The 26,118-nt window shown below is 50.6% G+C and carries 21 protein-coding genes and 1 pseudogene; 3 read left to right on the forward strand and 19 right to left on the reverse strand.

Annotation, left to right across the window (positions count from 1 at the left end; translation table 11 throughout):
* Positions 1 to 34: 34 nt before the first annotated feature.
* The 18 genes and pseudogenes from IEV98_RS01545 to nirB form a co-directional block, all read right to left on the reverse strand.
* Positions 35 to 1,291: an alginate export family protein gene (locus tag IEV98_RS01545; RefSeq protein WP_188504177.1), complete on the reverse strand. Its 1,257-nt coding sequence runs from the start codon at positions 1,289 to 1,291 to the stop codon at positions 35 to 37.
* A 452-nt stretch (positions 1,292 to 1,743) separates the two neighbouring features.
* Positions 1,744 to 2,853 carry a HesA/MoeB/ThiF family protein gene (locus IEV98_RS01550; RefSeq protein ID WP_188504178.1) on the reverse strand — a complete coding sequence of 370 codons (1,110 nt, stop codon included), beginning with the start codon at positions 2,851 to 2,853 and terminating at the stop codon, positions 1,744 to 1,746.
* A 3-nt stretch (positions 2,854 to 2,856) separates the two neighbouring features.
* Complete coding sequence (locus tag IEV98_RS01555) at positions 2,857 to 3,084, reverse strand: MoaD/ThiS family protein (RefSeq protein WP_188504179.1); 228 nt, start codon at positions 3,082 to 3,084, stop codon at positions 2,857 to 2,859.
* On the reverse strand, positions 3,081 to 3,584 hold the full coding sequence (locus IEV98_RS01560) for a molybdopterin-binding protein (protein WP_188504180.1): 504 nt from the start codon (positions 3,582 to 3,584) through the stop codon (positions 3,081 to 3,083). The genes IEV98_RS01555 and IEV98_RS01560 overlap by 4 nt, the downstream gene beginning before the upstream one ends.
* A 6-nt stretch (positions 3,585 to 3,590) precedes the next feature.
* On the reverse strand, positions 3,591 to 4,319 hold the full coding sequence (locus tag IEV98_RS01565) for a sulfite exporter TauE/SafE family protein (RefSeq protein ID WP_188504181.1): 729 nt from the start codon (positions 4,317 to 4,319) through the stop codon (positions 3,591 to 3,593).
* 3 nt (positions 4,320 to 4,322) lie between these two features.
* Positions 4,323 to 6,128: pseudogene (locus IEV98_RS01575) on the reverse strand (TonB-dependent receptor plug domain-containing protein).
* Between the two features lie 423 nt (positions 6,129 to 6,551).
* Positions 6,552 to 7,541 (reverse strand): GTP 3',8-cyclase MoaA, encoded by a 990-nt coding sequence (moaA, locus tag IEV98_RS01580; RefSeq protein ID WP_188504184.1) that lies wholly within the window; start codon positions 7,539 to 7,541, stop codon positions 6,552 to 6,554.
* Between the two features lie 36 nt (positions 7,542 to 7,577).
* The gene (locus IEV98_RS01585) at positions 7,578 to 8,237 is read right to left on the reverse strand and encodes a response regulator transcription factor (protein WP_188504185.1); all 660 of its coding nucleotides are present in this window, start codon (positions 8,235 to 8,237) and stop codon (positions 7,578 to 7,580) included.
* A 1-nt stretch (position 8,238) separates the two neighbouring features.
* Complete coding sequence (locus tag IEV98_RS01590) at positions 8,239 to 10,086, reverse strand: sensor histidine kinase (protein WP_188504186.1); 1,848 nt, start codon at positions 10,084 to 10,086, stop codon at positions 8,239 to 8,241.
* An 11-nt stretch (positions 10,087 to 10,097) separates the two neighbouring features.
* Positions 10,098 to 10,691, reverse strand: coding sequence for a molybdenum cofactor guanylyltransferase (locus IEV98_RS01595; protein ID WP_188504187.1), 594 nt, complete (start codon positions 10,689 to 10,691; stop codon positions 10,098 to 10,100).
* Positions 10,684 to 11,601 carry a bifunctional molybdenum cofactor biosynthesis protein MoaC/MoaB gene (moaCB, locus tag IEV98_RS01600; protein WP_188504188.1) on the reverse strand — a complete coding sequence of 306 codons (918 nt, stop codon included), beginning with the start codon at positions 11,599 to 11,601 and terminating at the stop codon, positions 10,684 to 10,686. The genes IEV98_RS01595 and moaCB overlap by 8 nt, the downstream gene beginning before the upstream one ends.
* A 5-nt stretch (positions 11,602 to 11,606) precedes the next feature.
* Positions 11,607 to 12,047, reverse strand: a complete 441-nt coding sequence (locus tag IEV98_RS01605; RefSeq protein WP_188504189.1) for a molybdenum cofactor biosynthesis protein MoaE — start codon at positions 12,045 to 12,047, stop codon at positions 11,607 to 11,609.
* A 47-nt stretch (positions 12,048 to 12,094) separates the two neighbouring features.
* A complete protein-coding gene (locus IEV98_RS01610; protein ID WP_188504190.1) occupies positions 12,095 to 13,273 on the reverse strand; it encodes a molybdopterin molybdotransferase MoeA in 1,179 nt (392 codons plus the stop codon).
* A gap of 93 nt (positions 13,274 to 13,366) precedes the next feature.
* Positions 13,367 to 14,866 (reverse strand): rubredoxin, encoded by a 1,500-nt coding sequence (locus IEV98_RS01615; protein ID WP_188504191.1) that lies wholly within the window; start codon positions 14,864 to 14,866, stop codon positions 13,367 to 13,369.
* A gap of 1 nt (position 14,867) precedes the next feature.
* Entirely contained in the window at positions 14,868 to 18,392 is a 3,525-nt protein-coding gene (locus IEV98_RS01620) for a nitrate reductase (protein ID WP_188504192.1), read from the reverse strand.
* A gap of 26 nt (positions 18,393 to 18,418) precedes the next feature.
* A complete protein-coding gene (locus IEV98_RS01625) occupies positions 18,419 to 19,783 on the reverse strand; it encodes an MFS transporter (RefSeq protein WP_229738513.1) in 1,365 nt (454 codons plus the stop codon).
* Entirely contained in the window at positions 19,731 to 20,108 is a 378-nt protein-coding gene (gene nirD / locus IEV98_RS01630; protein ID WP_229738514.1) for a nitrite reductase small subunit NirD, read from the reverse strand. Before nirD ends, IEV98_RS01625 begins: the two co-directional genes overlap by 53 nt.
* A 41-nt stretch (positions 20,109 to 20,149) precedes the next feature.
* Positions 20,150 to 22,654: a nitrite reductase large subunit NirB gene (gene nirB / locus IEV98_RS01635; protein WP_188504194.1), complete on the reverse strand. Its 2,505-nt coding sequence runs from the start codon at positions 22,652 to 22,654 to the stop codon at positions 20,150 to 20,152.
* A 115-nt stretch (positions 22,655 to 22,769) separates the two neighbouring features.
* On the opposite strand from nirB, the gene IEV98_RS01640 reads away from it, so the two are divergent.
* Positions 22,770 to 23,504 (forward strand): SAM-dependent methyltransferase, encoded by a 735-nt coding sequence (locus IEV98_RS01640; protein ID WP_188504195.1) that lies wholly within the window; start codon positions 22,770 to 22,772, stop codon positions 23,502 to 23,504.
* Here the strand turns inward: IEV98_RS01640 and cobA are convergent.
* A complete protein-coding gene (cobA, locus tag IEV98_RS01645) occupies positions 23,460 to 24,272 on the reverse strand; it encodes a uroporphyrinogen-III C-methyltransferase (RefSeq protein ID WP_188504196.1) in 813 nt (270 codons plus the stop codon). The genes IEV98_RS01640 and cobA overlap by 45 nt on opposite strands.
* 276 nt (positions 24,273 to 24,548) lie before the next feature.
* Between cobA and IEV98_RS01650 the strand changes: the two genes are divergently transcribed.
* On the forward strand, positions 24,549 to 25,166 hold the full coding sequence (locus tag IEV98_RS01650; RefSeq protein WP_188504197.1) for an FKBP-type peptidyl-prolyl cis-trans isomerase: 618 nt from the start codon (positions 24,549 to 24,551) through the stop codon (positions 25,164 to 25,166).
* A 26-nt stretch (positions 25,167 to 25,192) separates the two neighbouring features.
* Positions 25,193 to 26,110: an FKBP-type peptidyl-prolyl cis-trans isomerase gene (locus tag IEV98_RS01655; RefSeq protein WP_188504198.1), complete on the forward strand. Its 918-nt coding sequence runs from the start codon at positions 25,193 to 25,195 to the stop codon at positions 26,108 to 26,110.
* Positions 26,111 to 26,118 lie beyond the last annotated feature (8 nt).

Here is a 26,118-nt window from a genome sequence, read left to right on the forward strand (position 1 = left end):
AAGTACGTAAGCCATCGGCTAATCTGGCCATTTATTAATTTTCGAAGAGTATCGGTTTATACGCAACCATCAGCCACCCCCATGATGCGTTTTTACCATCGGCAATTCCTTTTGCGGCACGCAATGCATCAGCGCAACGCATGTATGAATACCCGACCTGAAGGCGGCAGGCCGCGGCCAGCTGATACGCGTAAACCACATCAAACTCCCATCCAAAAAGCGAGCCCCGTGTGAAATCATTCGCTCCATCAACCAGCGCCGCCGTCGAGGCAAAACGATGGACATCAACCTGCACCCGATGGTGCCGTTCCTCGTATTTTGCTTTGCTGTATAGGTCATTCAATCCCAGGTTACCGTGACCGTTTCCCACATAAAAATAGTCCATCAAACCATAAAATTGGTGATGGGTGCCGTAAAGCGGGTCAAAGGCTTCGTTGGCGGCCGTACGGGAGTTATCGCCCGTGAGGTAGTCGCCACCCAGCTCCAACCGAAATGCCGGGCCTAGCGCGGCCGAAGCATTTAACGAGGCCAAGTGTGCGCGGACGCCATTACCCGGCCGGTCGCGCCCCCGTTGGTGGTAGTACTCCGCAGTTAGGATCACGGGCATGAGTTTGAACGTCCCAGAGATGCCGCCGGTTTGCTTGTAATAAACGGTATCGGTTGCATATTGCCTGCTCTCATTCAATAGCAAGGCAGATAGGGATGTCTTTTGAACGACTTTGTTGAACCAGAGGAACTGCAGGGCTTTATAATTGTTCAACTGTGGGGCATAGGTGGTTTCAGCAAGCTTTCCCGGCTCGGGCACATTGGTCTCTTGGTTAAAAGCGACCGCGCCATGGATCCGTAGACCTTGGGCTGCATACTCATACTTCAGCACATCATGGCTTCGCCCCCGCTGTGCCCAGTCCAGATTGCCCAATATCCGGGCATTGTCGTAATTGAGCTCCATCCGCCCACCGGCAATGCGATGCTGCGCGTTGAAGGTATAAGCCATCCAAGCCTGTTGTAGGTTGGCAAGCCCACGATCCGTTTTGGATGCTTGATCATTATTGCCCCACATATGGATGTACTGGGGAACCAACAACAACTCGAATTGATCCTTCTTGTAGGCTAAGTAAAGCCGCGAACGCTGTTCGGTGAAGAAGGCAGGCGATTCCTGAGGAGCGAGCGGTCGTTTGAAACCATTTCTCAGCTCCGACCTGGGCCTGATTTCAGCCGAAAGATTGAATTGCGCAGCTGCCCCGTGAGAAAAAAGCAAGAGCAACGCCAGTAAAGCGAGATGGAACTTCATACGTGTTTTTCGGTATTATATATTTAACGTAAAAAAACGTATATAAAATTTAATAAGCAAGTAAAATTACGCATTTAACCAATTGGATCACCGTATGCGATGCATGAAGCTTCCTGAAGCTATTTGCTTTCCGACCGGCTTCTTATCAATTGTCCTAAGTGTTCTCAAGCTATAGGTATATAATAGGAATATTATAGGGTTTTAATAGGGTCTTTATAGGGAAAAATACCTATAATACATGGGTAACCTATTAACTACATTTCATTTACATATTGTTTAATTCAGGAAACTTGGAGAAATCAATAACGAGGGGGTAGCAAGACGGATTGACCGTTAAAACCGGGCAGTCCATGGGTGATCATTACGTAGGGAATTACTGAGTCATAATCTCCTCCTGTGTATCCCTATGATAGTTTATATATAGTTTAGCAAAAAGGCCCAAACCCGGCATTCTATGGGGAAACCATCAATGCTAGCGCTGTTATTCCCCCTTCTAGATGACTGAGCTTTTGGTGCGATCCTATCTTTTCCTTGAGAAATTGCCCTGCTATAAGACTTCTTTTTCCCGATTGGCAGACCAGCAACAGCTGCTTCCTGTCCATTTTCCCCAAATTATCCGACAGTTCCGCTACCGGAATATTCACATGGTTAAAGGAAAGTTCCGGCAGTTCATCCGCATTCCTCACATCAACGATCAAGACATCCTCATCCCGATATATTTCCATAAATTCCCTTGGGCTGATGCCACGGACCACCGGGCCCTTTATACCACAGTGATAGCCATAATCGAAGGCTTCAAAGGCGGACAGCGAGGTCGGGAAGCTTGCTTCCTCCGGTAAGGTTGGCGGAATATCCAACACCATAGAACGATTATCCAACAGGCTGATGGTCATCAATTTATTGCATAACGGCTGGCCGACCCCGACGAGGAGCTTGATGGCCTCAGTAGCCTGCATGGTTCCAATGATTCCGGGTAATACCCCCAATACTCCTACCTCATTGCAATCAGGTGCGTCCAGTGGGCCCGGGGGTAAAGGGAATAGGTGCCTGTACGTTGTTTTTACGCCGCCGCCATCCGCAACATTGAAAACAGCCAGTTGCCCTTCATACCGATAGATTGCACCAAACACCAAAGGCTTATCCAACAGCATGCAGCAATCACTGAGGAGATAACGGGTAGCAAAGTTATCCGTACAATCCAGTACCACGTCATACCCTTCGATGAGTTCGATGGCATTTTCAGTAGAAAGATATAGCACATGCTCCTGGATTTCAATTTCCGGATTTAGCATCCTTAGTTTTGCAGCCGCGACTTCCGTTTTCGAAAGACCGATCTCGGCTGTACCGAATAATACTTGACGCTGCAGATTACTCAGTTCGATACGGTCATGGTCGATGATCCCTATTTTTCCCACTCCAGCAGCAACAAGATACTGCAGGGCCGGGCAGCCCAGACCACCTACGCCGATGATCAGAACACTGGACCGTTGTAATCTGGTTTGTCCAGCTTCGCCAAATCCACTTAGCCTGTAGTGTTTCGAATAACGATCGTTCGTTTCCACTGGCTATCCTCCCGAATAGGGCGGCATTAGCGCCACCACGTCATTCGCTTTAAACATCGTGTTTTCTTTTACAATGGTGTCATTGATCGCAATCAAAAATTTACGCCCATCTAATGCGGCGTGCTTTGACGTAAGCAAGGCAACCAATCTGCTTGTATCCGGCGCTTCAGCATAAAACTCTCTCTCCAGTACTTCGGTCAGCGAACCAAATGTTAATATTTTTACCTTCATAAATTTACACGAAAAAATCTAATTGTTTGCAACTGCTTTACGTAGCGCCGGCCGGTGGCAATGTCTTCTGGAGAAAGTAACGCAAGCTCACCTCCCTGCTTACCATTTGTAGCCTCTTTGATATTAGTGACCACCAGTACATTGTCGCCGATTGGCGTGTTGAACAACTCGTTCCAGGAGAACACCACTTTATACCCATCGGTCGCTATACATACGATATAATATTCACTCAGCACCTTTGGCGACTCTTCGCCTAAAGCCATGTCCGTTAAAACATTTTTCAGTAAGGCTCCTTTTACGCCCTTCAATGTCGAACGGTACTCGCCCGCATGGTTGTATATACGCAGACGGTCTAGCGACTGAAGGGTAACACCCGTTAACTTTTCAAAGGTAAGTGTTGTTTTTTTGTTGTCAGGCGTTACAATGTCGATATTCTTTACGTTCTGGGCACGAAGCCACATGCAGGACAAGATCAAAAAGGTTGTTATTGTCGATTTCATATTTATTTATACTGTTGTGAACAATAATTTATAGGCAGCCATCAAAAGAACGGTAGCCAAAACGTGTTTTAGAGCATTCTGATTCAATTTTTTTGATCCCAAATAAGCGCCTAACAAACCACCTACGAACGCAGCGGCAATGTAGAGCCACATATCGGAATTAAAGGTGATACCCTGCGCAAACATACCGCCCAAGCCCGACAGCGAGTTTACAAAAATAAAGGCAGCGCTAACGGCGGCACTCTGTTTCTGATCTGTCCATTTCAACAGGATCAACAAGGGAGACAGAATGATCCCACCACCGATACCGATCAGGCCGGACAGCAATCCGACAACAGCACCTATAGCCACGGCTCCGAAAATATTATAAGGTTTCAGTTCGCCCTCACCCGGACTTCTGAAAAAGAAAAATCGAATAATGGGGAAAAGTAAAAGAACACCGAGTACGCGTTTATAAAGATTATCATCCAGTGTAATTGTACCCCCGATAAACGCCATGGGTATGGAAGCAGCAGCAACCGTGAGAAAGAGGTTCCTTTTGAAAAAATGTCCCCTATAATATTGAACGAAGGAGGTCAGGGAAACAAACAGGTTCAATACCAACGCTGTAGGCTTCATTTCCTGTGGAGCTATCCCGTACAAGGCCATCAAAGCCAGGTAACCACTGGCCCCGCCATGTCCCACGGAAGCGTATAAGAAGGCGACAAAAAAAAGTATAATATAAAACCATTCCATAGTTTAACGTTTGTAAACAAGATTACTATAAAACACACGTTCCGGTTCATAAAATCCTTCTGTAAGCGTAAAATTTTTATCGAAGATATTGTTTACACCACCTTCAATAGAAAACCATTTCCATACCTTGATACCGACACTTGCATTAAAAAGGGGAAAGCCGGGCGACCCTGTTCCGTATGGAGTACTATAACGGTTAGCATTATGTTCCATATTGGTCTGCACTCGAAACCTGTCATTCAGATCGTAACCTGCCATGAGCATCAGTTTATGACGAGGCACATCCACTAGGTAGATTTCCGGATTGCTGATATTGTTCCTTTTAATGAAGGTATCGTTTGATCCGATAATAAAGGTCGGAATGATGTGATAATTTGCAGCAACTTCAAACCCCATGTACTCACGGTCACCGGCGTTCTGCAATTGATTGAGCCACATATCAGCATCTTCATCGTACTGTACGTTGTTTACCATAAGCATGGTTCAACTGATTTTACTGTAAAATAAGGAACCATCCAAAAACAGGCGGTTGAACAACCTGTTGCTGTAGGTCAGATCATAGTTAACAGACTGCTCTGCCTTAAGGTCGGGATTGGGGATTGTCGTACCCATCAGGTAGGAATAACGGTCCTTCGGCGTAGCAAATCTTGTTTTTTTACCAGCAGATAGGTTTAGTTGTTGATTGGGCGTTAACCGATACTGTAAGGCCCCTTGTATATTAAAGGCATTATTGGAGTTGGATGGATAATTGCTGATCTCATCCGTATCGGCATTATAATCTTCCGCGCTAAAACTCTTTCTATTATTGTAACTTACACCAGCTGTTAAGTCCAATACTTCTGTTATCCTAAAGCGATCTTCTATAGCCAAGGTAAAATTTCCGTCGTTCATATTTTGTTCGGGTTCTCCCAGATCGTATTCACGGCGAACATCTTGCTTATATTGGACGGAGGTTGAAAGGAGGTTACGCATGCCTATTTGGTAGTCATGCTGAACAATACCGCCAATGGTATAGTCGTTGTAGATACTGGAAAAGGCATAGCCACGCTCCATTGTTATGAAAGTGGCGTCATCCCAGGAGTTCAGGAGGTTTTTGAACACGTCATAATAAATCCGTGTTTTGAATGCAACCTTGATATGATATTTCCGATCATGCTGGTATGAATTTTCCCGTCGTCCACCGTCTTCAAATTCGGCAGGTGTGAATTTTTTTGACATCGGGAAAAAATCACGGTTCAATTGGGAAAAAGATGCCTGCACGTAAAAGCGATCCCATTTTGAACCGACATTGAAATTGGTCCGGTAGCCTCCTGATATGTAGCCTGTAGCCCCCTGTATTTCCAACTCTTTTTCGGGTCTTCTTGTAATGACATTTATAGCCCCTCCTAAAGCGTTCGGGCCATACAATACCGAAGCATTTCCTTTAGAAACCTGAACTTCCGAGACATCAAACGTGGTAAACCTGCCCAGATCGACCGTGCCGTCATAGGGAACATATACTGGGATGCCGTCGATAAATAAGGGGACCTGCCGAAGATCAAAACCCCGAACGTTGACCACGCTTTCGTTTCTTGCTCCGATAGAGGTGAGTGTCACGCCCGGTAACAGATTTAACGCAGTGGCCGCATCGTTTTTGCCATATTTTTGGATCTGCTCCGCGCTGACGGTATTGACGTTCTTTTGACCAATCACGGAAACTTCCCCCAGCTTGAAGACGTTCTTTATATCATCTGTTTCGGCCGGAGACTGCGCCCATGAGTGCTGGATTGAAAAACATACAAATGCTGGTAAAAGAAATTTTAAATTCATGTATGGGATTGTTAAATAAATAAGATTCAATATGATCACCTGCTGAAATCACTTCATCGCCCCTGGAACAATGATTAGGTAGTTTGCTTGCGCATCGGATTGCAATCGATGGATTCATGCGCATGCAGTGGCATTAACGAATTTTCATATTATCTTCATATTTTTACGTAAATAAACTTATTTTTGTTCAAAAAAATACTTATTTTTCATAAAAACAAGTAAATTATTAAAAATAACTACGTAATTACACTTAAATAATAAAACAATGGAGTATTCACTACTCAAAAACACAGGGGATTTGGCCTATTATGACAACAGAGGAAGTAAACGAGTCCAAACAGGCGATATTATCTGCCCCGAGGAGCGGCGATTATGATATGCCGTGGTATGGAGGAAGTGTTGCAGCTATTCCTATCTGCTTTTTCACCCCCCAATGGTTATCATGCTCCGATTCTTTAAGGAATCGGCTTCGATTTCTTTAAAATTTTCAACGATCTGCCCGCCCAATGCCTTTGCCTTGGCACGCATACCCTGTTGCATCAATGGAAGCACATCTTCACCGTTTCTCAATGCCGACAGTAAATCTGTTTCCTCCCTCGAAAAAAGACAGTTCTTTAACTTTCCATCCGCGGTTAAACGCATGCGATTGCAGCTTTCGCAAAACGGGGCGGTCATCGTACTGATGATGCCGATCGTTCCGAGATGCCCCCTGATTGCAAAGGGTTTTGTTGTGTCATAGGGTTTTGGCGCGATAGGCTCAATTTCATAGACAGCTGCTATTCGCTCCAATATTTCCTTCAAGGTAAGCACCTGGTTGCTAGACCATCGGTTTCCATTGAACGGCATAAATTCGATGAAGCGCACCTCAACGGGGTATAACCTTGTAAGTGCTACAAAATCCAAAATTTCATCATCGTTCACGCCTTTCATGACCACCACGTTTAGCTTTGTCCGTACCCGCCTGTCAAGGAGCAGGTCGATATTACGTCGTACCCGCTCAAAGTAATCCCGCTGTGTGATCTGGATAAATTTATCCCGTTGCAGGGTATCCAAACTGATATTGATGCTTGCAAAACCGGCATCCGTAATCTGGGATAGCATTTCATTGATCCTTATGCCATTGGTGGTCATGGTCAGCGCTACCGGTAAGGCAGAAAGCACCTGTATTATTTCAGGGGCATCCTTTCTCACCAACGGCTCCCCACCGGTCAGGCGGATTTTCGTCACACCATGATCCACAAACAGCCTTGCCAGCTGATCGATTTCGCGTACCTGCATCAGCCTGGCATGAGGCGTAAAGGCATACTCCTCCTCCGGCATACAGTAAAAACAACGTAGGTTGCAATTATCTGTAAGCGATATCCGTAGGTAATTGTGGACGCGCCCGAAATTGTCTATAATCTTATTTTTCATGGCAGATCCGTTTAGTGCAAGGTTGCCATAGGCCACCTACAGGATATTTTCTTTCATCGCTTTATTGATCATGTCCACGGCATTATTGACTGCCAGCTTTTTCATGATATTGAACCGGTGGGTCTCGATGGTCCTTACGCTTTTCCCCAGCAGCTCGGCGATGTCCTTATTGTGTTTACCATCGACTACCAGGGCCAATATTTGCCTCTCCCGTTTGGAAAGTCCGTACGCGTCTCTTTTCTCACCCGTACTTAATGCAGGTTGCTTTGCCGAACCTAGCAGTTGGTTAGCCAATATATTGGATACCGATCCGCTGTAATAGCGTACACCGTTATTGATTTGTTTGATTGCCCGGATAAACTCGCCTTTATCCGTATCCTTGAGTAGGTATCCCCACGCCCCGGCCGAGAGCGATTGCAATACGTATTCCTCATTGTCATGCATGGAGAGCATCACTACTTTTGTTGATACCCGGTCCTGTGTCAGGATCGCACATGCTTCCAAACCGTTCATCTCGGGCATCCGGATATCCATGATGGCTAGATCGGGTAGTCGTGTTTTGATCAGGTCCACTGCCTGCCGGCCATTGTTGGCTTCCCCTACCACGTCAATCTCTCGGTCGGCTTCCAACATGGCTTTGATTCCATCGCGCACCAATACGTGATCATCAATCAGAACTACACTTATTTTATCCATGTTACAAAATTATCGGGTTCTCTGCCAAAGGTACGAAAAGCTTTACAATCGTTCCCCTGTCTTTCTCCGATTGGATATCGAGTGTGCCGTTTATATAAGCGGCTCGCTCGCGCATATTGAGAAACCCATGGCCAAAATCCGCGTGAATGGTATCGGTGGCCTGCTTTTCGAATCCCCGGCCAAAGTCCCGTACGGTCACCACCAGGTAGGTATCGTCGTGTTGCAGCATCAAGTCTATCCGCTCCGACGCGGCGTATTTAATGGCGTTGTTCAATGCTTCCTGTACGATCCGGAAGACATTGTTTTCAACTTTGGAGTTCATGCGCTGGCTGAAACCCGTATCGTTGCGGAACGCCACCTCTGCTTGGCTCGTTCGGTCTATTTCCTGGGCTAGTGTTTTCAATCCAGCAGCCAGTCCATAGTCACTAAGCACAGGTGGATTGAGATTGAAGGTGACCCGCCTGACTTCCTGTATGACATTCCCAACCAACTGGTTTATCTCGTCCAATTTGCTGTGGGCCTCTTGGTGCTTGCCTATATCAATGGATGCCAATTGGAATTTCAACGAAGTCAGCAGTTGCCCGATGCCATCGTGGATATTCATGGCTATCCGTTTCCGCTCTTCTTCCTGTCCCTCCAGCACCAATATGGAGCGGAATTTCTGCTCATTGATCTTACGTTCGATCTCTGCCCTGTCTTTCCGGTATATCCCCTGCTCAGCTAGTCTTTTGGCAGTCAGGTCCACAGCCATGATATTCAGGTGTGCCACCTGGCCGTTTTCGGTATAAATGGGCACCACGTGGATATCCAAATAAGTAGTATCTCCGCTATGATCGCGGATCACAACCTCTTCGTGCCAATTCCTGCCATCCGAAACGACGTCAACCAGGTTATCCATGAAATTGTCTGCCGCGTCTCCCTCCATTCCAATCAACTGAGCTATACTGCCACCAGGTACAACCGGCCTTCTTTCCAACATTTTCGTAAACGACAGAAATAACTCGACGATGTTTCCACCACGATCCGCTTTGGCGACCAACTGCGGGGAGGAAACGGGTATCGAAATGGCCGATATCTTTTCATAGGAAGCTTCCAGTGAGTTGTATAGCGCCCCAATTTCATTGCTCATCTGTTGTGCATCCTGCTCGGACTTGATTAATTTGGTTAAGGTTTGGCTAATATGTCTCGTCGTGGGCATGAATATCAGCAGGATTTCCAGCAAAATTACGGTCAATGCCACGGCCAACAACCCGAATTCGGTATACTTCAACCGCGCTACCTTCTCGGCGGCCACAGACTCCAGCCGGTACACGGTGCGCTCCATTCCAGCCAGGAAGAGGCGTTCGTGTTCCAGTATCGTTACCACCCAAGGTTCGAGTGCCGTAAAGCTCGCCATCAAATCCGCTTGCAGCATGCTGCTCAGCATTCCGCTAGCTTCCACCATCGCCACAAAATGCGGGCGGCATTCAGCCAACAGGTGTTCGACCAACACATCAGTATTGGGTGGTAGCAGCAACGTATCGCTACCATGCAGGAGGGCCTCCTGTGCCATTACCCATTCCCCTCGCGCCGCTGCTAAGCGGTGCAGGGCGTCCAACCGCCCGACGCTATCCGGGTATATACGCAACTCAAGGGCCACTTTCGCCAGTTGCTGCCCCAGCATACGCTGTCTACCGGCCACATTGATCAGACGCGCATCGCTTTCCTGCTCATGCAGGTGGTGCTGCACCAAAAATTGCCCCAGCACAATGCTCAGCGCAATAGCGCTCAGAGCCAACAGGTAATATAGGCGCAATCGGCTAAACTGATGTCTCTGCGGCACGGAGGGTATTTCCTGTTCGGTATTCATCCAAGTCAAAGCTACAAATTATCGGGGTGGTTGTAATTGCTGAAACAGTCGTCATAGTCCGTACCGTGGGGTAGTCTGGTGGCTTCTACTAGATCGAGCATATGCATCATGCTGTGGTTCGCCAAACCTTCTGTGACAGCCCATCCGGTCACCGTTGCCAGGGCCAGCCGGGAATAGAGGCCACATAAGGGCTGCGGATAACCGTCATACTCGTAGACAAGGGCGGGGCATGGCTTATCGACAAAACACTTCACCAGGTATTGCAGCAATATTTCCTGCATGGCCACCATATCACAGGCAAGTACCAATAAGTTTGCCGAAGGATGTCGCAAATGCACACTCAACAAACCATGCAACGGACCGCCGATAGGTAACTGGTCATTGTCTACCACACACTCCGCATAAGGGAGAACCGCCCGGTAGCTGTCCGCTTGCTGCGCATTTACAGATAGCACAACCGAAGGTACCACCACGCCCAACCGTTCGTATACGTGTTGCGCCCAAGTTTTATCACCGATTGGCAATAAACCCTTATCGGTGCCCATCCGCACACTCCGTCCACCGCAAAGCACTACGCCAACCATTTCCATCGCGGTATCATCCATGATCGTGCCTCATCCCGCCTGCCACCCTGAAAACATGGGTAATGTATGGAAAAAGGGCTCCCATCGTTTCCACAGCGCCCCTGGTAGATCCCGGCAGGGTAAGCACCAGCGTATTTCCCATGAAGCCTGCCACCCCCCGCGAGAGCATGGCGTAGGGCGTACGTTCTTGTCCATAACTCCGCGCGGCTTCCATTACGCCTGGTATTTCGCGATCGAGCAGCGGCGCAATAGCATCCGGCGTGACATCCCTCGGCGACAATCCTGTACCGCCGGTAAATACCAACAAGTCATACCCTTCCCCACTCAGCCGACGGGCATGTTCCTGGATAAGCACAACATCATCCGGGATAATCACATACGAAGCGGTATCCAGGTGATACCTACGCAATTGTTCGATCACCGCTTTCCCGGCAGTATCCTGCTTCTTTCCATCAGCTACGCTATCTGAACAGACAACCACGGCACAGCGCAGTTGGGGGGACACATGCTGGACGTAGGTAGACTTGCCACCGGACTTGCGCTCCAGCTTGATAGCGGAAATCTCCACATTAGGATCAATCGGCTTCAGCATATCATACATCGTAAGGGCAGTTATCGAAGCCCCGTGCATGGCCTCCACTTCGACACCGGTTTTGTAGATGGTATGCACTTCCACGCGGACAGTGATGGTCATGTCGGCAATTTCATAGGTAATGGAAGCGAATTCTATGGGCAGCGGATGGCAATCGGGAATCACATCGCTAGTTTTCTTGATGGCCAACAGCCCCGCAGCACGCGAAAACTCGAAGACATCTCCTTTTGGTACACGCCTGTCCTTGACCGCGTCGATGGTCTCCGGCGTCGACACGCTTACCGTGGCCGTGGCCACCGCTTGGCGCAAACTGGTTACTTTATGGGTGATATCTACCATGGCAGCTAGCTATTTGTTTTCCACTGGTGGGTCTCGTCTTCGAACACCTCCCTACCCCAAATGGGAAATTCTGCCTTGATGCGCTCCACCAACTCGTCACAGGCATCCAATGCAGCTCGCCGATGCGGCGCCGAGGTGAATACGAAAAGGCAAATCTCGCCTACCGCTACCCGCCCCAGGCTATGGTAAACGTGCATGCATGTGAGTGGATACTTGGCAAAAGTCTCCTCGCGGATACGATGCATCTGTTGACAAGCCATGCGTTCGTATGCGGTATACTCGATTGCAGCTACGGTTTGTTCGCCAACCGTATCGGCTCGCACCTGGCCCAGGAAAATGCCGTGTGCACCGATACCTACCTTGCTGCTGTGCGCGGCGATGCCATCAGCGATGAATACCGGGGAGATGGGCTCATGCACAAAAATATTCTTAATTTTGTGTTCCATTCCTTAAAGCTATTAACGTTGTCCACATCATTCTTTCAAGTGTTTTTTTAGGGTAATGGCTGTACTTGCACCACCATACCCTGATTAAACGATTCCATTGCTTCGGGCAAGCAAACCAAGCAGTTCGATACTGCGAACGAACGCAATCGGTACGACTCCTGGGCAGATAGTACCTGTACGTCATTTTCGTTGAAATACCCCTTGAGAAAATGGGTTAGCCCAGGCTTTTTCTGCCCTTGGCTTGCAATGGCCAACTGGAGCGGCTCCGGCATCAGTCGCCGCTGGGTGAGTAGTTCCAACGCGGGTACTACATACTCGTAAAAGCACACCAGTACAGAGGCGGGGTTGCCGGGCAGGCCAAAGACGGGCTTCTGCCCTTTCGTACCAAAATACAGCGGCTTGCCCGGTTTTTGGCGCACTTTGTAGAACTGCTTTTCCACTTCGCATTGCTTGAGCGCGCGGTTTACGTAATCGTAATCACCTACGCTGATGCCACCGGAAACCAACACGACATCCGCCGATTGCAGTGCCTCGTCGAGCTGCTCGGTGGTTTGTGAAAGATCGTCGCCCACGTACCTCACGACCACTTCGGCAACCTGCAACTGCTGCAGCGCAGCACGCAGCGCATAGGAGTTAGACTCGTATACCTGGCCATGCTGCAGGGGTTGCCCGGGTTTAGCCAGTTCGTTGCCGGTAACGATGATACATACCCTCGGACGGGGCACCGCAACAACCGCTGACCGGCCGATGCCGGCCAAAAAGCCGATCGCTGCCGGGCTAAGTACCGTGCCCTGCTGCATCGCAACTGTTCCTTCCTGGATATCGGATCCCTGTGGCCGCACATTACCTCTTTGCTGCAATTGCCGATCGTCGATTACCAATTGCCCATCGGCAACCTTTGCCAACTCCTGCATGACCACCGTATCTGCTTGTGCCGGCATTGGTGCACCCGTAAAAATCCGGACAGCCGTCTGCGCTTCCAAAACCCGCGGTAAGCGGCTGCCCGCTGCAACCGCTCCGGCAAGGCGCAATGCGCCTGATGCAATGTCAGCAAACCGGAACGCATAGCCGTCCACCGCCGCTTGGTCAAATGGCGGAAAATCGCCATCCGCCGCGCAGTCTTCCGCCAGCATACAGCCCCAGGCGTCGTCCAGCCTTACCTCGCGGGCCGCCAACGGCTCAATCCGTGCTCGGATAATTTCCTTCGCTTCTTGTACGCCAATCATACACTAATACAACACTTGCTTCCATTCTCCGATGGACAGGGTAGCAGGAGGTTTTTCCATGTTCGAAATTACACATTTTTTAATTATCGTCAGCTAAAGTGACGCGCGGGTTGTATCTGCATACAGGTAGTCCACGGCGATTTCCCTGAATTGCTGTGCTTCTGTCCTACACAACGGGCAGTGGTAATCCAGTGGCAACGCCTCAAATGCTGTGCCCGGCACAATCCCCTGCTCTTCATCGCCAATGACGGGGTCATATACCGTAAGGCAGGCACGGCATTGGTAAACCTGTCGCAACTCGGTGGGTGTTGCCACCGGCTTTTCATCACCCTGCGGCAACAGGTCGATACCCTGCTCATGATCGAAATAAAACGAATTGCACAGCAAAACCAGGTTCTTGGCGATGGTTTGCTTTGGAATAGCTTTTTTGAACAATACGAGTTCATTGGCGTTTGGATTGAAATCTTTCGTATAGAGGATGTCAAAGCGGTCTGCAGCATCCGGGGATTTTGGGTATTCTCGGCCGCCCTTCCGAATAACAATGGAGCCGAACATGCTGGAGCGGGGCCGTGTCTGTATGGCAAAACAGAGGCCATAGGTGCGTACATCCTTGCGGTCGAAATACTGGATGATGGTCCGCTTCAGTGCGGCAACATCGTCTTTGTTGTCTTCAATTTGCCAATTCAGCTCATTGGCCGCATGCCGCACATTGATGCGGTGCCTGCTGAGCACCTGCCCCCAAACACTACGCTGTGCTTGAGGAATATCTTTGATGATGATGCTCTTCCAGGGCGTGGTGTAGAGCTGGGCTACCTTCGCCTGCTGGCAGAGGGCGCAGATGTCTTTCAGGAAGGCCACATTGAACAGCTCGTCTCTACGGTAGATACCCAACCAATAGGCATTACCGCTCTTGTTGAACCCTTCATAGTAAAACAGTTCGAACCGATTTGGCTGGATGGGCATATCCTGTCCCTTGGCGATATAGCTGACCCGCTTGCGCAATGCCGCATAAAGGTCTTCTCCCACCAATTCCGGCCCATACCCACCCGCAGCCTTCTGTTGCAGGATGATGCGTTCAAGTGCCCGGGATACCCGTGCGATATCGTTGGTGTACACCAATTCCGGCCACTGGTAGTAGGTGCCGCTCTTCGGAAAACGGAGGCAAAGACGCCAATAGTGTGCTGATGCCGAGGTGACCCAATTGATGTGGCCGGTAAACAGCGGCACGAAGGTCTGCAATTGGTCGCAGATATTAATTTTTAACCGCGGGGTATAGTCAAACAGATCAAACACGTCTTTGTACACCCCTTCCCGTAACCAGGTGTCATCTACCGCAATATTGACGGCGGGATAGGAGCTGACGATATTGGGCGGCGCACTGCCATAGGTATACGCCGGTATCCGATGGCGCCCGCAGGTTTCCAAAAAAACGGTTCTGCGCTTGGCGGGGATGTTTACGATCATATCCTGGCGCAGCCCGAAGCGTACATGGGATACACCGATATCCGAGAGGAGGCTGAGTATAGCCTTCAATTGGCCCGGCGAAACAATACCGCCCTTGAAATGGATGATATAGGTGCGTTGACGTTCCATACTATATTGCCTTTTCCGTATCCACCTGCGAATCAGCTTCCAGCAGCTGATCCAATATCACCAGCAGCTCGGGGCGGCAGCTTCCGCATCCGAGACCAGCGCCGGACGACTCACATAACGACTTCAGCTCCGTGCATCCGCCCCTTATCGCCTGTGCGATATTACCCTCGCCCACATTCCCGCAGGAGCATACGATTTTACCTAGCACCGGCTCCATAGGCTTGCCCGAGCGGAGCAACTGCAGCCGTTTGTCCGAAAGTTCGAGCTGCTGTTCAATAAGGTTTTTGAATTCGGCAAATTCGCGTTTGTCACCGATCAGTATGGCACCCACCAGGCGGTCGTTGTGCACGATGCATTTTTTGTAATACCGCTTGGCTTTATCAATGAAAACCACTTCTTCGTACGTCCTGTCGTTGTTAGGTACTTCTGATAAACCAATGGAACACAAATCCGTACCATGCACTTTCAGCATATTCATGGCAAGCGAACCGGTATAGGGACTGCTGATATCGCCGCTGAGGTAACAGGCTACCGCTTCAGCTTGTTGCTCTGCGGCAGCCGTGATGCCGTAAAGTTGGCCTTTGAATTCAGCGATTTCGCCGATGGCAAAGATATCCGGGTCGCTGGTGTGCAGGTATTCGTCCACCAAAACGCCGCGTCTACAGGCCAGGCTGCTTGCCCGCGCCAGTTCAATATTGGGCGTGGTGCCGATGGCCATCACCACTGCCTGGCAGGCGATTTCGCCGCCGCTTTTCAGACGGACACCACTTACCGTGCCGTTGCCGAGGAAGCGTTCCACTTCATCGTTAAACAGCACTTCTATGCCTTTATCTACCAATTCCTCATACAGCAATTCGCAGCCCAATACATCCAGTTGCCTATCCATCAACCGCGAAGAGCGTTGCAGAATGCAGCTACCCACGCCGATTTCACGGAGCGAGGCGGCGAGCTCGATACCTAGCAATCCGCCGCCTATGATCACCACCTTTCCCTTCGCCGGGTCGATATGGGCGATGAAGTCGTCCGCATCGTGCCTGCTGCGCATAGTGAACAACCCCTGCATTGCCGGCAGGTCTTTCAGTACCGTGGCGCGGCTACCTGTGGCCATCACCAGCACATCGTAGGGATGTTTGTCTCCCCGGCTGTCGGTCACGGTTTTCTCCACGCGATCCAGCTGTTCGATGCTCACGCCGTGGTGAACGGTGATATTGCTTTCGTATGCTTCGTTCTCCTGCATCCGCAGGAGCTGCTGCCATGCCATAGTACCACTGATATAATCAGGTAACATGATGCGATTGTAAAACGCATGCCGCTCCTTGCTGAATACGGTGATCTGATCACTGGCATTCCGTTCGCGGTAGCCCTTTACGAAGGCGAACGCTCCAGCCCCAGCACCGACAACCACGATGCGTTGCTTGGGTTTGCGGTACAATTGCACGGCCACCGCAGTGAATTTAAAGTCTGGCTCTTTGGATATGGGATCTACCAGGTTGTTGGTGGTGTTGTTTGCCCGGTTGAGGTCGTTACCCAGAATCTTGCCCCAATGCATCGGTAGGAACACCACGCCCTGTTTGATGTCATCGGAAATGGTCGCCTTTACCCGCACCTCGCCCCGGCGACTCCCCACCTCAACAATGTCGCCGTCTTTGATGTTCCTCGCCACAGCATCATGGGGGTGTATTTCCAAGAACGCTTGAGCGATATGCTGCTTCAGTTTATTCACTTTACCCGTTTTGCTCATGGTATGCCACTGGTCGCGAATGCGACCAGTGGTCAATACCAACGGAAAATCCGGACTGATATGTTCGGAATGGTTAGCGTCGTCACATGCATGTATGACGGCCCTTCCGGATGGCGTATAAAACTTGTTGTCAGTAAACAAGCGCTGCTGCCCGCCACCCGCCGGTGCCTGTCTGGGATAAGGCCACTGCACCGCCCGTTTTTCCTGGAGCGTGGTATAGTCAAGCCCGGAGATATCGATGCGAGTGCCTTCTGTGAGCCGGCAGTGTTCGGCGTAGACCTCCGCCATGGAGGCGTAGTCAAATCCCGGAAAGCCCATTTTTTGCGCAAAACGGCACAAGATTTCAGCATCGGGAAGCGCCTCCCCGGGCGGGTTCACGACTTTACCCAAATGGGTAATCCGGCGTTCGGCGTTGGTCATCGTGCCCTCCTTCTCGGCCCAGGCCGCTGCGGGCAGCACCAGATCGGCATAGCGCAACGTTTCGGGCTTGCTGCTGATTTCCTGTACCACTACGAATCTGGCCTTGCTGAGCGCGGCCTCCGCCTTGCGGACGTCGGGCAGGCTCACCAACGGGTTGCTGCCCATGATCCAGATTGCCTTGAGGCGGCCATCGGCTAACGCTTCAAACATTTCAGTGGCTGTGTAACCCGCATCCGGAGAAATGGGGCCGCTGTTCCAGAATCGGCGTACAAAACGGCGATCTTCCTCGCTGGCCAATGAGCGGTGTGCCGGCAACAGGTTGGCAAGGCCGCCCACTTCCCGCCCACCCATGGCATTGGGCTGCCCCGTCAGCGAAAATGGGCCGCTGCCCGGCTTACCGATACGGCCCGTAATCAGGTTAAGGTTAATGAGCGATAGATTTTTATTAACGCCAACCACACTTTGGTTGAGTCCCATGGTCCACATGGTAACCAAGCCCTCGGCATGAGCAATAAAGGATGCCGCCGCCCGGATATGTGCCTCCGGCACGTCGCATACCGTTGCCGCTTCGGCTACGGAGCGTGCCATCACCTGCGCGCTGAACGATGCAAACCCTTCGGTATGACGATGGATGAAATCAGCGTCGATATCCCCATTTTCAATCAGGATCCGGGCAATGGCATGATGCAGGGTGATATCTGTTCCGGGGCGCACCTGCAGGTGCACGTCAGCTATGGCACAGGTTTGCGTGCGGCGGGGGTCACTCACGATGATCTTGAGTTTGGGGTTCGCTGCTTTCGCGGCTTCTACCCGGCGCCAGAGAATGGGGTGGCACCACGCCGGATTGGCCCCCGCCACGAAAATGCAGTCGGTTCGTTCGATATCATCATAGCAAATGGGCACACTATCTTCGCCGAGGCTCATCTTGTAGGCCGCTACGGCGCTGCTCATGCAGAGCCTGGAATTGGTGTCTATATTGTTGCTACCGATGAATCCTTTCATCAGTTTATTGACAATGTAATATTCCTCGGTGAGGCACTGACCGGATGCGTAAAAGGCTACGCTCTCCGGCCCGTGCCGCTCAATCAGCGCTTTAAAAACGGCCGCGGCCCGGTTGAGGGCCGTATCCCAGGTCACGCGTTCGCGCGGCAGGTACCTGTTGTGTCGCATTTCCGGGTAGCGGAGCCTGTCTGCGGTGTCCATCACCGTATAATGGAGGTTCATGCCCTTACTGCACAACATGCCGCGGTTTACGGGGTGCTGCTTATCGCCTTCCACGCGCAGGCTACCGTCGCGGCTTTTGTGAACCTCGACACCGCAGCCTACACCGCAATAACAACATGTCGTCTTAAAAACCTCCGGCATTACCTGATGCTAGTTGATTCGAAATATCATGACTTTACCTCCAGGGCACTTGCTCCCTCGAAAGCACCTTCTTCACTGGCCATCCGTTCCCGGTTAAAGCCTGTTGCAAATACAAGGGCGGCAACCATGATGACAGCAACACCGATATAGAGGAATGCCGTTGCATAGCTGATGCTCTCCGCCTTGAACAAGAATCCGAACATCATCCCCCCCAGGTTGCCTCCGGCCCCCACGATGCCGCTCACCATCCCCACGTTTTTTTCATTCACAAACGGCACAATACCGTAGGTGGCGCCGTTGGCCATTTTCAGGAACAGGGCAAAAGAAAGCATGGCAAAGATAGCCAGTACAATGGAGCCCGCTTGGGCGAACAAGATGATACCCGTACCCTCAAGCAGCAACAACACCCCCAGCAGCAGACCCTTGCCCCGTAGACCCGACTGCCTGCCCGCCCTGTCGGAAATCATGCCACCGATGGCCCGTGCAAAAAGGTTCATGGCCCCGAAAACACCGGCCCAAAATCCTGCGGAAGCCTGGGAAAGTTGAAAGGTATCTACAAAATAAAGAGCTGCAATGTTATCGAATGTGATTTCCACACCGAAACATACGGCATACGCTGCTGTGAGCGCCCAAATACGCCAGTCGGCAAGCACCCGCCAATCGGTCGGCGCGTGGCCACCTTCCTGTTTACCGATTTCACTGTAATTTCCTGCCGGTGTATCTTGGGTATATTTGTAATAGAGCCAGGCAGCGCCCCACATCATAATGCCTGGCAGGATCATGGCATACCGCCAGGCTTCCTGACTGGTGTACCCAAAGGCTACGATCGCCGCAAAAATCATTGGCATCACCATGTTCGTGATTCCTCCACCCAGGTTACCAAGGCCCCCAGCTACCGCGTTGGCTGTACCTTTCACCTTTTGATCAAACATAACCGAACAATGAAACTGGGTAATGACAAACGAGGCCCCGATGATACCGATAGCCGCGCGGAACAGCAGCAGGGTAGCGTAATCTTTGGCCAACCCTACCAACAGAACCGGCACGGAACCCACGAGGAGCATGGTGATCGCAGTTTTCCTTGGGCCCCACACATCGCAGAGCCTTCCGATGATGAGGCGTGCGATGATGGTAGACGACACCGAAGCAATGATCAGGTTCCCGACTTCATTTTTGGAAAGCCCCATTTCGTCGCGGATGGTGGGCATCAGCGGTGCCAGGCCAAACCAACCAAAGAAACAGACGAAGAACATGAGCCAGGTAATGTGGAACGTCCGCATCTGCACGCCTTTCAGGCTAAACAACTTCAGCTTTTCCAGCGGTCGATCCGTGAGCTGCTCAAGCATAAACTTCCTCCACGCATTTGCTGACACCGATAAACACCTGTCCATCTTCCACTTTCACGGGATACACTTTGATGGCACATTCCGCACCATTGATGCAGTGTCCATCAACCAGCGAAAATGTCTTTTTGTGAAAAGGGCATGCCACCTTGGGCTCGCCGTTTTCCGAACCGATGATGCCGCGGCTTAGTACCATCTGCTGCCGGTGCGGACATAGGTTCTGTGAGGCATACCATTCGCCGCGACGGGCGAAATGGAACAACGCAATCTGTTCGTCATTGTACTTCACGCACACGCCACCATTGGCGGGTACATCTTCCAGTTTACAGGCGGGGAACCACGTGATGCTGTCGTTGGATGATCTATTCATCATGCTACTTTGGGATTATTATACTGTTATACATTCCTTTTATTCTACTTCCAGTCGGTCACCTTCTTTTGCTTCCGCATGGATTCGAACCGTACGGTGGGGTCTTTCTCGTCCGGAGCGTTCACAAAATGGCTGAACCGTTTGCGGATCTGCGGGTCATTCACGGCCACCTTCCATTCGCAGGCATAGTTAGCTACCAGTGCTTGCATTTCGCGCTCCCACTGCTCGGCCATGCCAAGGCTATCGTTGACCACCACGTTGCGCAGGTAGTCTATCCCACCGTCCATCTTGTTCAGCCAGGTGGCCGTGCGTGTAAGCGGATCCGCGGTGCTGATGTAAAACATCAGAAAGCGGTCGATGTAACGGATGCAGGTCTCGCTGTCCAAATCCGTTGCCAGCAGTTGTGCATGCTGGGGTTTGCTGCCGCCGTTACCGCCCACATACAGGTTCCAGCCTTTCTCGGTGGCAATGATGCCGAAGTCTTTACTTTGCGCTTCGGCGCACTCGCGGATGCAGCCGGAGACGGCCGATTTGATCTTATGCGGGGCCCTGAGGCCTCTGTACCGTTCTTCGACGCGGATGGCAAAACTCACACTATCGAGCAGTCCGAACCGGCACCAGGTGCTGCCCACGCAGCTTTTCACTGTCCGAAGTGCCTTGCCATAGGCGTGGCCGCTCTCGAAGCCCGCGGCGATCAGCTCTTCCCAAATGGCGGGGAGATCAGCTAAGTGTGCGCCGAACAGGTCGATGCGCTGCCCGCCCGTGATTTTCGTATACAGGTTGTACTTCTTGGCTACCGCACCGATTACAATCAGCTTATCAGGCGTGATTTCCCCCCCCGGAATCCGTGGCACCACCGAATATGTTCCGCCTTTTTGGATGTTCGCGAGGAAACGATCGTTGCTATCTTGTGCGGTATCGTTATTCTTGCCCAAGATCATTTCATTCCAGAGACTGGCAAGGATAGAGCTTACCGCAGGTTTACAGACCTCACAGCCATCACCGGTACCCAGGTGGTCGAGCACCTCATCATAAGTATTCAAGCGGTGCAGTTTCACCAGATCGTACAGCTCCTGCCGGGAATAGGTGAAGTGCTCGCACAGCACATTGCGCACATATTTACCCTGTGCTTTCATCGTATACACCATCAGGTCTTTCACCATGGGCAGGCATCCGCCACATCCCGTACCCGCTTTGGTGCATTGCTTAATGGCATCAACGGTTTCGCACCCGTCATTGACCGCTCCGCATATGGCCCCTTTGCTGATGCCTTCGCAGCTGCATATCAACGCCTCATCAGGAAGCCCGAGCACGCCCGCACCTCCATCGCCTTGGCCACCACGGCTGCCCAGGATAACATCCTCCGGATCCGGTGGCAGTACGATCTTATTTTTGCAGGTTTGCAGGAGCATATTATAGTTTTCCGCCTCGCCTATGAGGATACCGCCCAGGAGCTGTTTGCCATCGCTACTGATATTGATCCGCTTGTAGACCCCCTTGGCCGTTTGCTCAAACACCACCGTACGGCAGGCTTCCCCATCGGCGAATGGATCTCCGAAACTCGCCACGTCAACACCGATCAATTTGAGTTTGGTACTCATGTCGAATCCGTGAAATGCCTTCTCCCTGCCGCCTCCGGCAATCACGGAAGCCACCACCTCAGCCATTTCATATCCCGGGGCCACCAAGCCGTAAATCAAGCCGTTTCGCAGTGCGCATTCGCCAATCGCGTAGATGCGCTCATCCGAAGTCTGCAGATATTCGTTGACCACGATGCCACCCTTTGGGCCAACCTCCAATCCCGAGGCCACGGCCAGTTCGTCGCGCGGGCGGATACCGGCCGAGATCACCAGCATATCCACATCCAGTTGCGTATCGTCCGAAAAGCGAATGCCATTAATAGCTTCTCCACCACAAATGGCCGAAGCACTTTTCGATGTATGTATACATAGCCCCAACTGTTCCAATTTCGACTGCAATATGCGAGAACCGGCATCATCGATCTGCCGGGGCATCAGTCGCGGAGCGAACTCGACGACATGGGTTTCTGTAATCCCCAAATCGAGCATCGCCTTCGCTGCCTCCAATCCCAGCAACCCACCTCCGATGACAGCACCCGTCTTTGCATGCTTGGCATAATCGGTCATCAATTCCAGGTCCTCGATAGTCCGGTACACAAACACCCCCTGCTTGTCGACACCCGGGATGGGCGGCACAAATGCCGATGAACCCGTTGCCAAGACGAGCACATCATAGTTATCTGTAGTTCCTTGGTGGGTTGTGATACATTTATTTACCCGGTCTATCTTCACCACAAGCGCACCCGTGATTAAGCGGATTTGCTGCTCCGCGTACCATGATGCCGGTGCCATGGTTAGGTCTTCAGCTGTTTTCCCCGAAAAATAAGCGCTCAGGTGCACGCGATCGTACGCAGGCCGCGTTTCTTCTCCGTACACCGTAATCTCGAACTGGCTATTACTTCCATTTTTACGTAGTTTTTCGCAAAAATTATAGCAAACCATGCCATTTCCTACCACAATTACCTTCATATTTTCGTGTAATTACGTAAATAAACTTATTTTGATTCAAAAAAACTACTTATTTTTCAAAAAAGCAAGTAAATATTAAAATAACTACGTAATTTTACCTAAATATTTAATTGAAATGCGATACTCCTTACTTAAAAACATGGGAAATGCCGATTATGCGACGATAAAGGCATTAAAAAGAATTCAATCCGGTGACATTATCTGGCCCGATGCGCATGTCGACCACACGATACTCCGGCACATAAAGGAAACATGCCGCATATGCAACAGCATGGAGGAAGTATTCCGACTATGCCGCCGCATGGACAAAAAAGATCTGCAGATCGTACGGATGACGGAAGAGCGCGACAGCAGTAGTCTCAGGGAGCGGTTTGAATCGGCGGTATTCCAAGCCAGCGGATTCGACGTGGAAATCTTACCAGGCATCAGCAATATCAACCGCATCACGGCGACGGGTTCCTTCCCACTTACGGTACGGGGGCGCAATGAGAGCTTCTGGGTATGGGATGGTGCCCCCTTCTCTATGGGGAAAACGTTTGATGCCAGCCTATGGGAACAGGTTGCCGCTACCAACGCTACCATGGCTATCGTAAATCCGCCGGCTCGCCACTTGTTCAAGGGTCTCTGCGCCATAGCCACCCACCGCCATGCGCACACACCGGTTTTTTTCTGTAATAAGAATGGTCAATATACCGTGGTTTCCCTCGAACAGGTTGTGGCACTCGGCGCCTTCGATTGGTCAGCTTGCCACCTGCTTGTCGTCAACCCATCGCCCCGGTCGATCCCCCGAATGGAGTTAGCGCATTCAACTACCGCCATGGTGCCCGAGGAGCGCGGCATCGCTAGCTGAAGCGGCCCATGCCGCGATGTCTTGAGGACGCCGTGCCACCGCACTTCCAATGATAATCACCGCCGGTGCAGCCACCTGTTGGGTTTCTGCCGATGCCAATACCGTATCCACCTCGGCGATAAGCATCCGCTCATCGGGCGTGGAACCGTTCTGGATGATGGCAACGGGCGTTTTTCCCTTACCCTCACGCTGATAGCAATCCACAATCCCAGCAAGGTTATTGACTCCCATAAGGATAACTGCCGTGATGTCGTTTTGGGCTGCAATGGCCACATCGTCGGCTAACTGCCCGCTGCGCGTAGATCCGGTGATCACCCAGAAGCTGCCGGTCGTCCCGTCACCGGCAAGCGATATCCCATGGCCATCGGCCAGCCCCAATGCACTTGATACCCCGGCCACCACCTCCACGGGTATCCCATGCCGTTCGGCGTGGCGCAACTCTTCGTTTCCCCTGCCGAAAACATACGGATCACCGCCCTTCAACCGCACGACATGTCCGTACTTCAAGGCGAAATCGACCAACAATTGGTTTATGTCTTCCTGTTTATAGGCATGATTGCCGGCGCGCTTACCTACGAATACGCGCACCGCGCTTCTTGGTGCATAATCCAATAGATCCGTACTGACCAATGCATCGTAAAGCACCGCATCGGCCGTACGCAAGGCTTCGACCCCTTTCAGGCTTAACAGTTCCGGGTCGCCGGGCCCGGCGCCCACCAGCGTGATCCGGGCTTTTATGGGGGTTCCGTTTGACGGTGCGTTTTCCATACAGCCAATATACAACAAGAATGTACGTTAGCCAACGGTGGTGCATTTTTTTTCGCGAAACATCTTTTTCCAGTGGGTTGTAGCATATCGAAGACATCGAACGTCTACCCCCAACATCAATTAACAAGACTGACGCAAAATCACGGGATCATTTCCCCTTCAGAAACATAATGCCCAGCATAGATGTTAATTATGTTTGTTAAATAGTGTTAACGGGTCAATTAATCGGATTATTTAAATAACTTTGCATCCCGCGAGGTTGAAAAAACAAAAACAATGAAAAAAGCAAATTTACTTGTGTTGGGGTTGGTGGTAGCCATGGGGTTATCTTCTTGCATTAAGGAAGGTGATACGTTTGATCCTCAAGCGCAATATGAATTGGAAAAACCCGAAATCGAAGCGTATGCTGAGGCAAATTTGGTTAATCCCCAATTTGACGAAGAAACTGGTATATGGTATGAAATTACGTCAATGGGCGACCCTACATCTTTTGAGTATAAGGCCGTTCTTAGCCAAAGTGACAATCGCTATTATCCGGAAGCGCCAGATGTTTGGGTGAATTACACAGGCAAGCTGTTGAACGGAACAGTCTTTGACTCTAAAGACGAGGCCGCTGGTGTTAAAATGTCGTTCAATAATATCATCCAAGGATGGATTTACGTTTTTTTTCCCGAAAAAATACTAGTTGACAAAGATGGTGATCCATTGGAAAAGCCCCTCGATTTTGTTGGATTTACGTCTTCCGGCCTAAAAAAAGGAGCCACAGTACGTTTCGTCGTACCCTCTTATTTGGCTTACGGAAATGCTGCCAACGGTAAAATACCAGCTAACTCTCCTCTTGATTTTGAGATCGAAGTAATTAATATTGCTTCTCCAAGTGGTTCTGGCAACTAATCTAGTTAAAAACTGCACAAATTATAATGATCAAATCGACTCCTTGTATTGTAGCTATCGGTATTGCGGCCATCGCGTTATCGATGGGTTGCCAGAAAAAAGAATATCAGTCTTTTGAAGAACTGGATAACGCGAACATCCGTGAATATATCCAGAAAAACAACCTCACGGTGCATCAATACAAGGAGACGGATTTATTTTACCAGGTGCTGGAAGAAGGTACGGGCGATCCGATTGACTATACGAAGACCTATCCCATCGTCTATACGGTAAAAAGCCTTGACGGCACCTATAATTCTGCGGACACATTGAGTGCGAATAATCGGTACGCAGCGTTTTTCGGTTATTTCCCTTTTGGATCTTCTGCGGCCGGAACACCTACCGTGGAACGTACAGGAGATTTTAAGGAAGTCATCCGTGAAGTATTGCAAAAGGCTAATGGTAAAGTCCGTATCATCGTGCCTTCGCGGCTGATGTATGGCCGGAATGGTGTACCTAGCCGCGGTATCCCGCCTAATGCATCACTGGATTACGTGGTGACCGTACACAATAATTTTGCCGATTATGAAGACGGCGTCATCCATCAGATGATCGCCAGTGCGTCGCTGAACATCGATGACTTTACCAAAACCGAAGACAATATTTATTACCACATCGTCGAGCAGGGCGATGGGGATGCCATCACGGCAGATTCAACCGTAACGGTTGCTTATACGCTAAAAAGCCCAAATGGCACCGTACTCGACTCCAACACGGATGCTGATTTCGATTTAGATGGGGGTGTGATATCCGCCTGGACCAAAATCGTGCCCTTGATCAATAAAGGCGGCAAGATCCGGTTTTTCACGCCGAGCACGTCTGCCTACAGTAGAGCGGGAAGTTCTGACGGAAGAATCGCTCCGTTTCTATCGCTGGACTTTGAAGTTGAAGTCAAAGACGAGTAAGCCTTCGC

It is taken from the genome of Parapedobacter pyrenivorans (assembly GCF_014636865.1).
GTDB classification, from domain to species: domain Bacteria; phylum Bacteroidota; class Bacteroidia; order Sphingobacteriales; family Sphingobacteriaceae; genus Parapedobacter; species Parapedobacter pyrenivorans.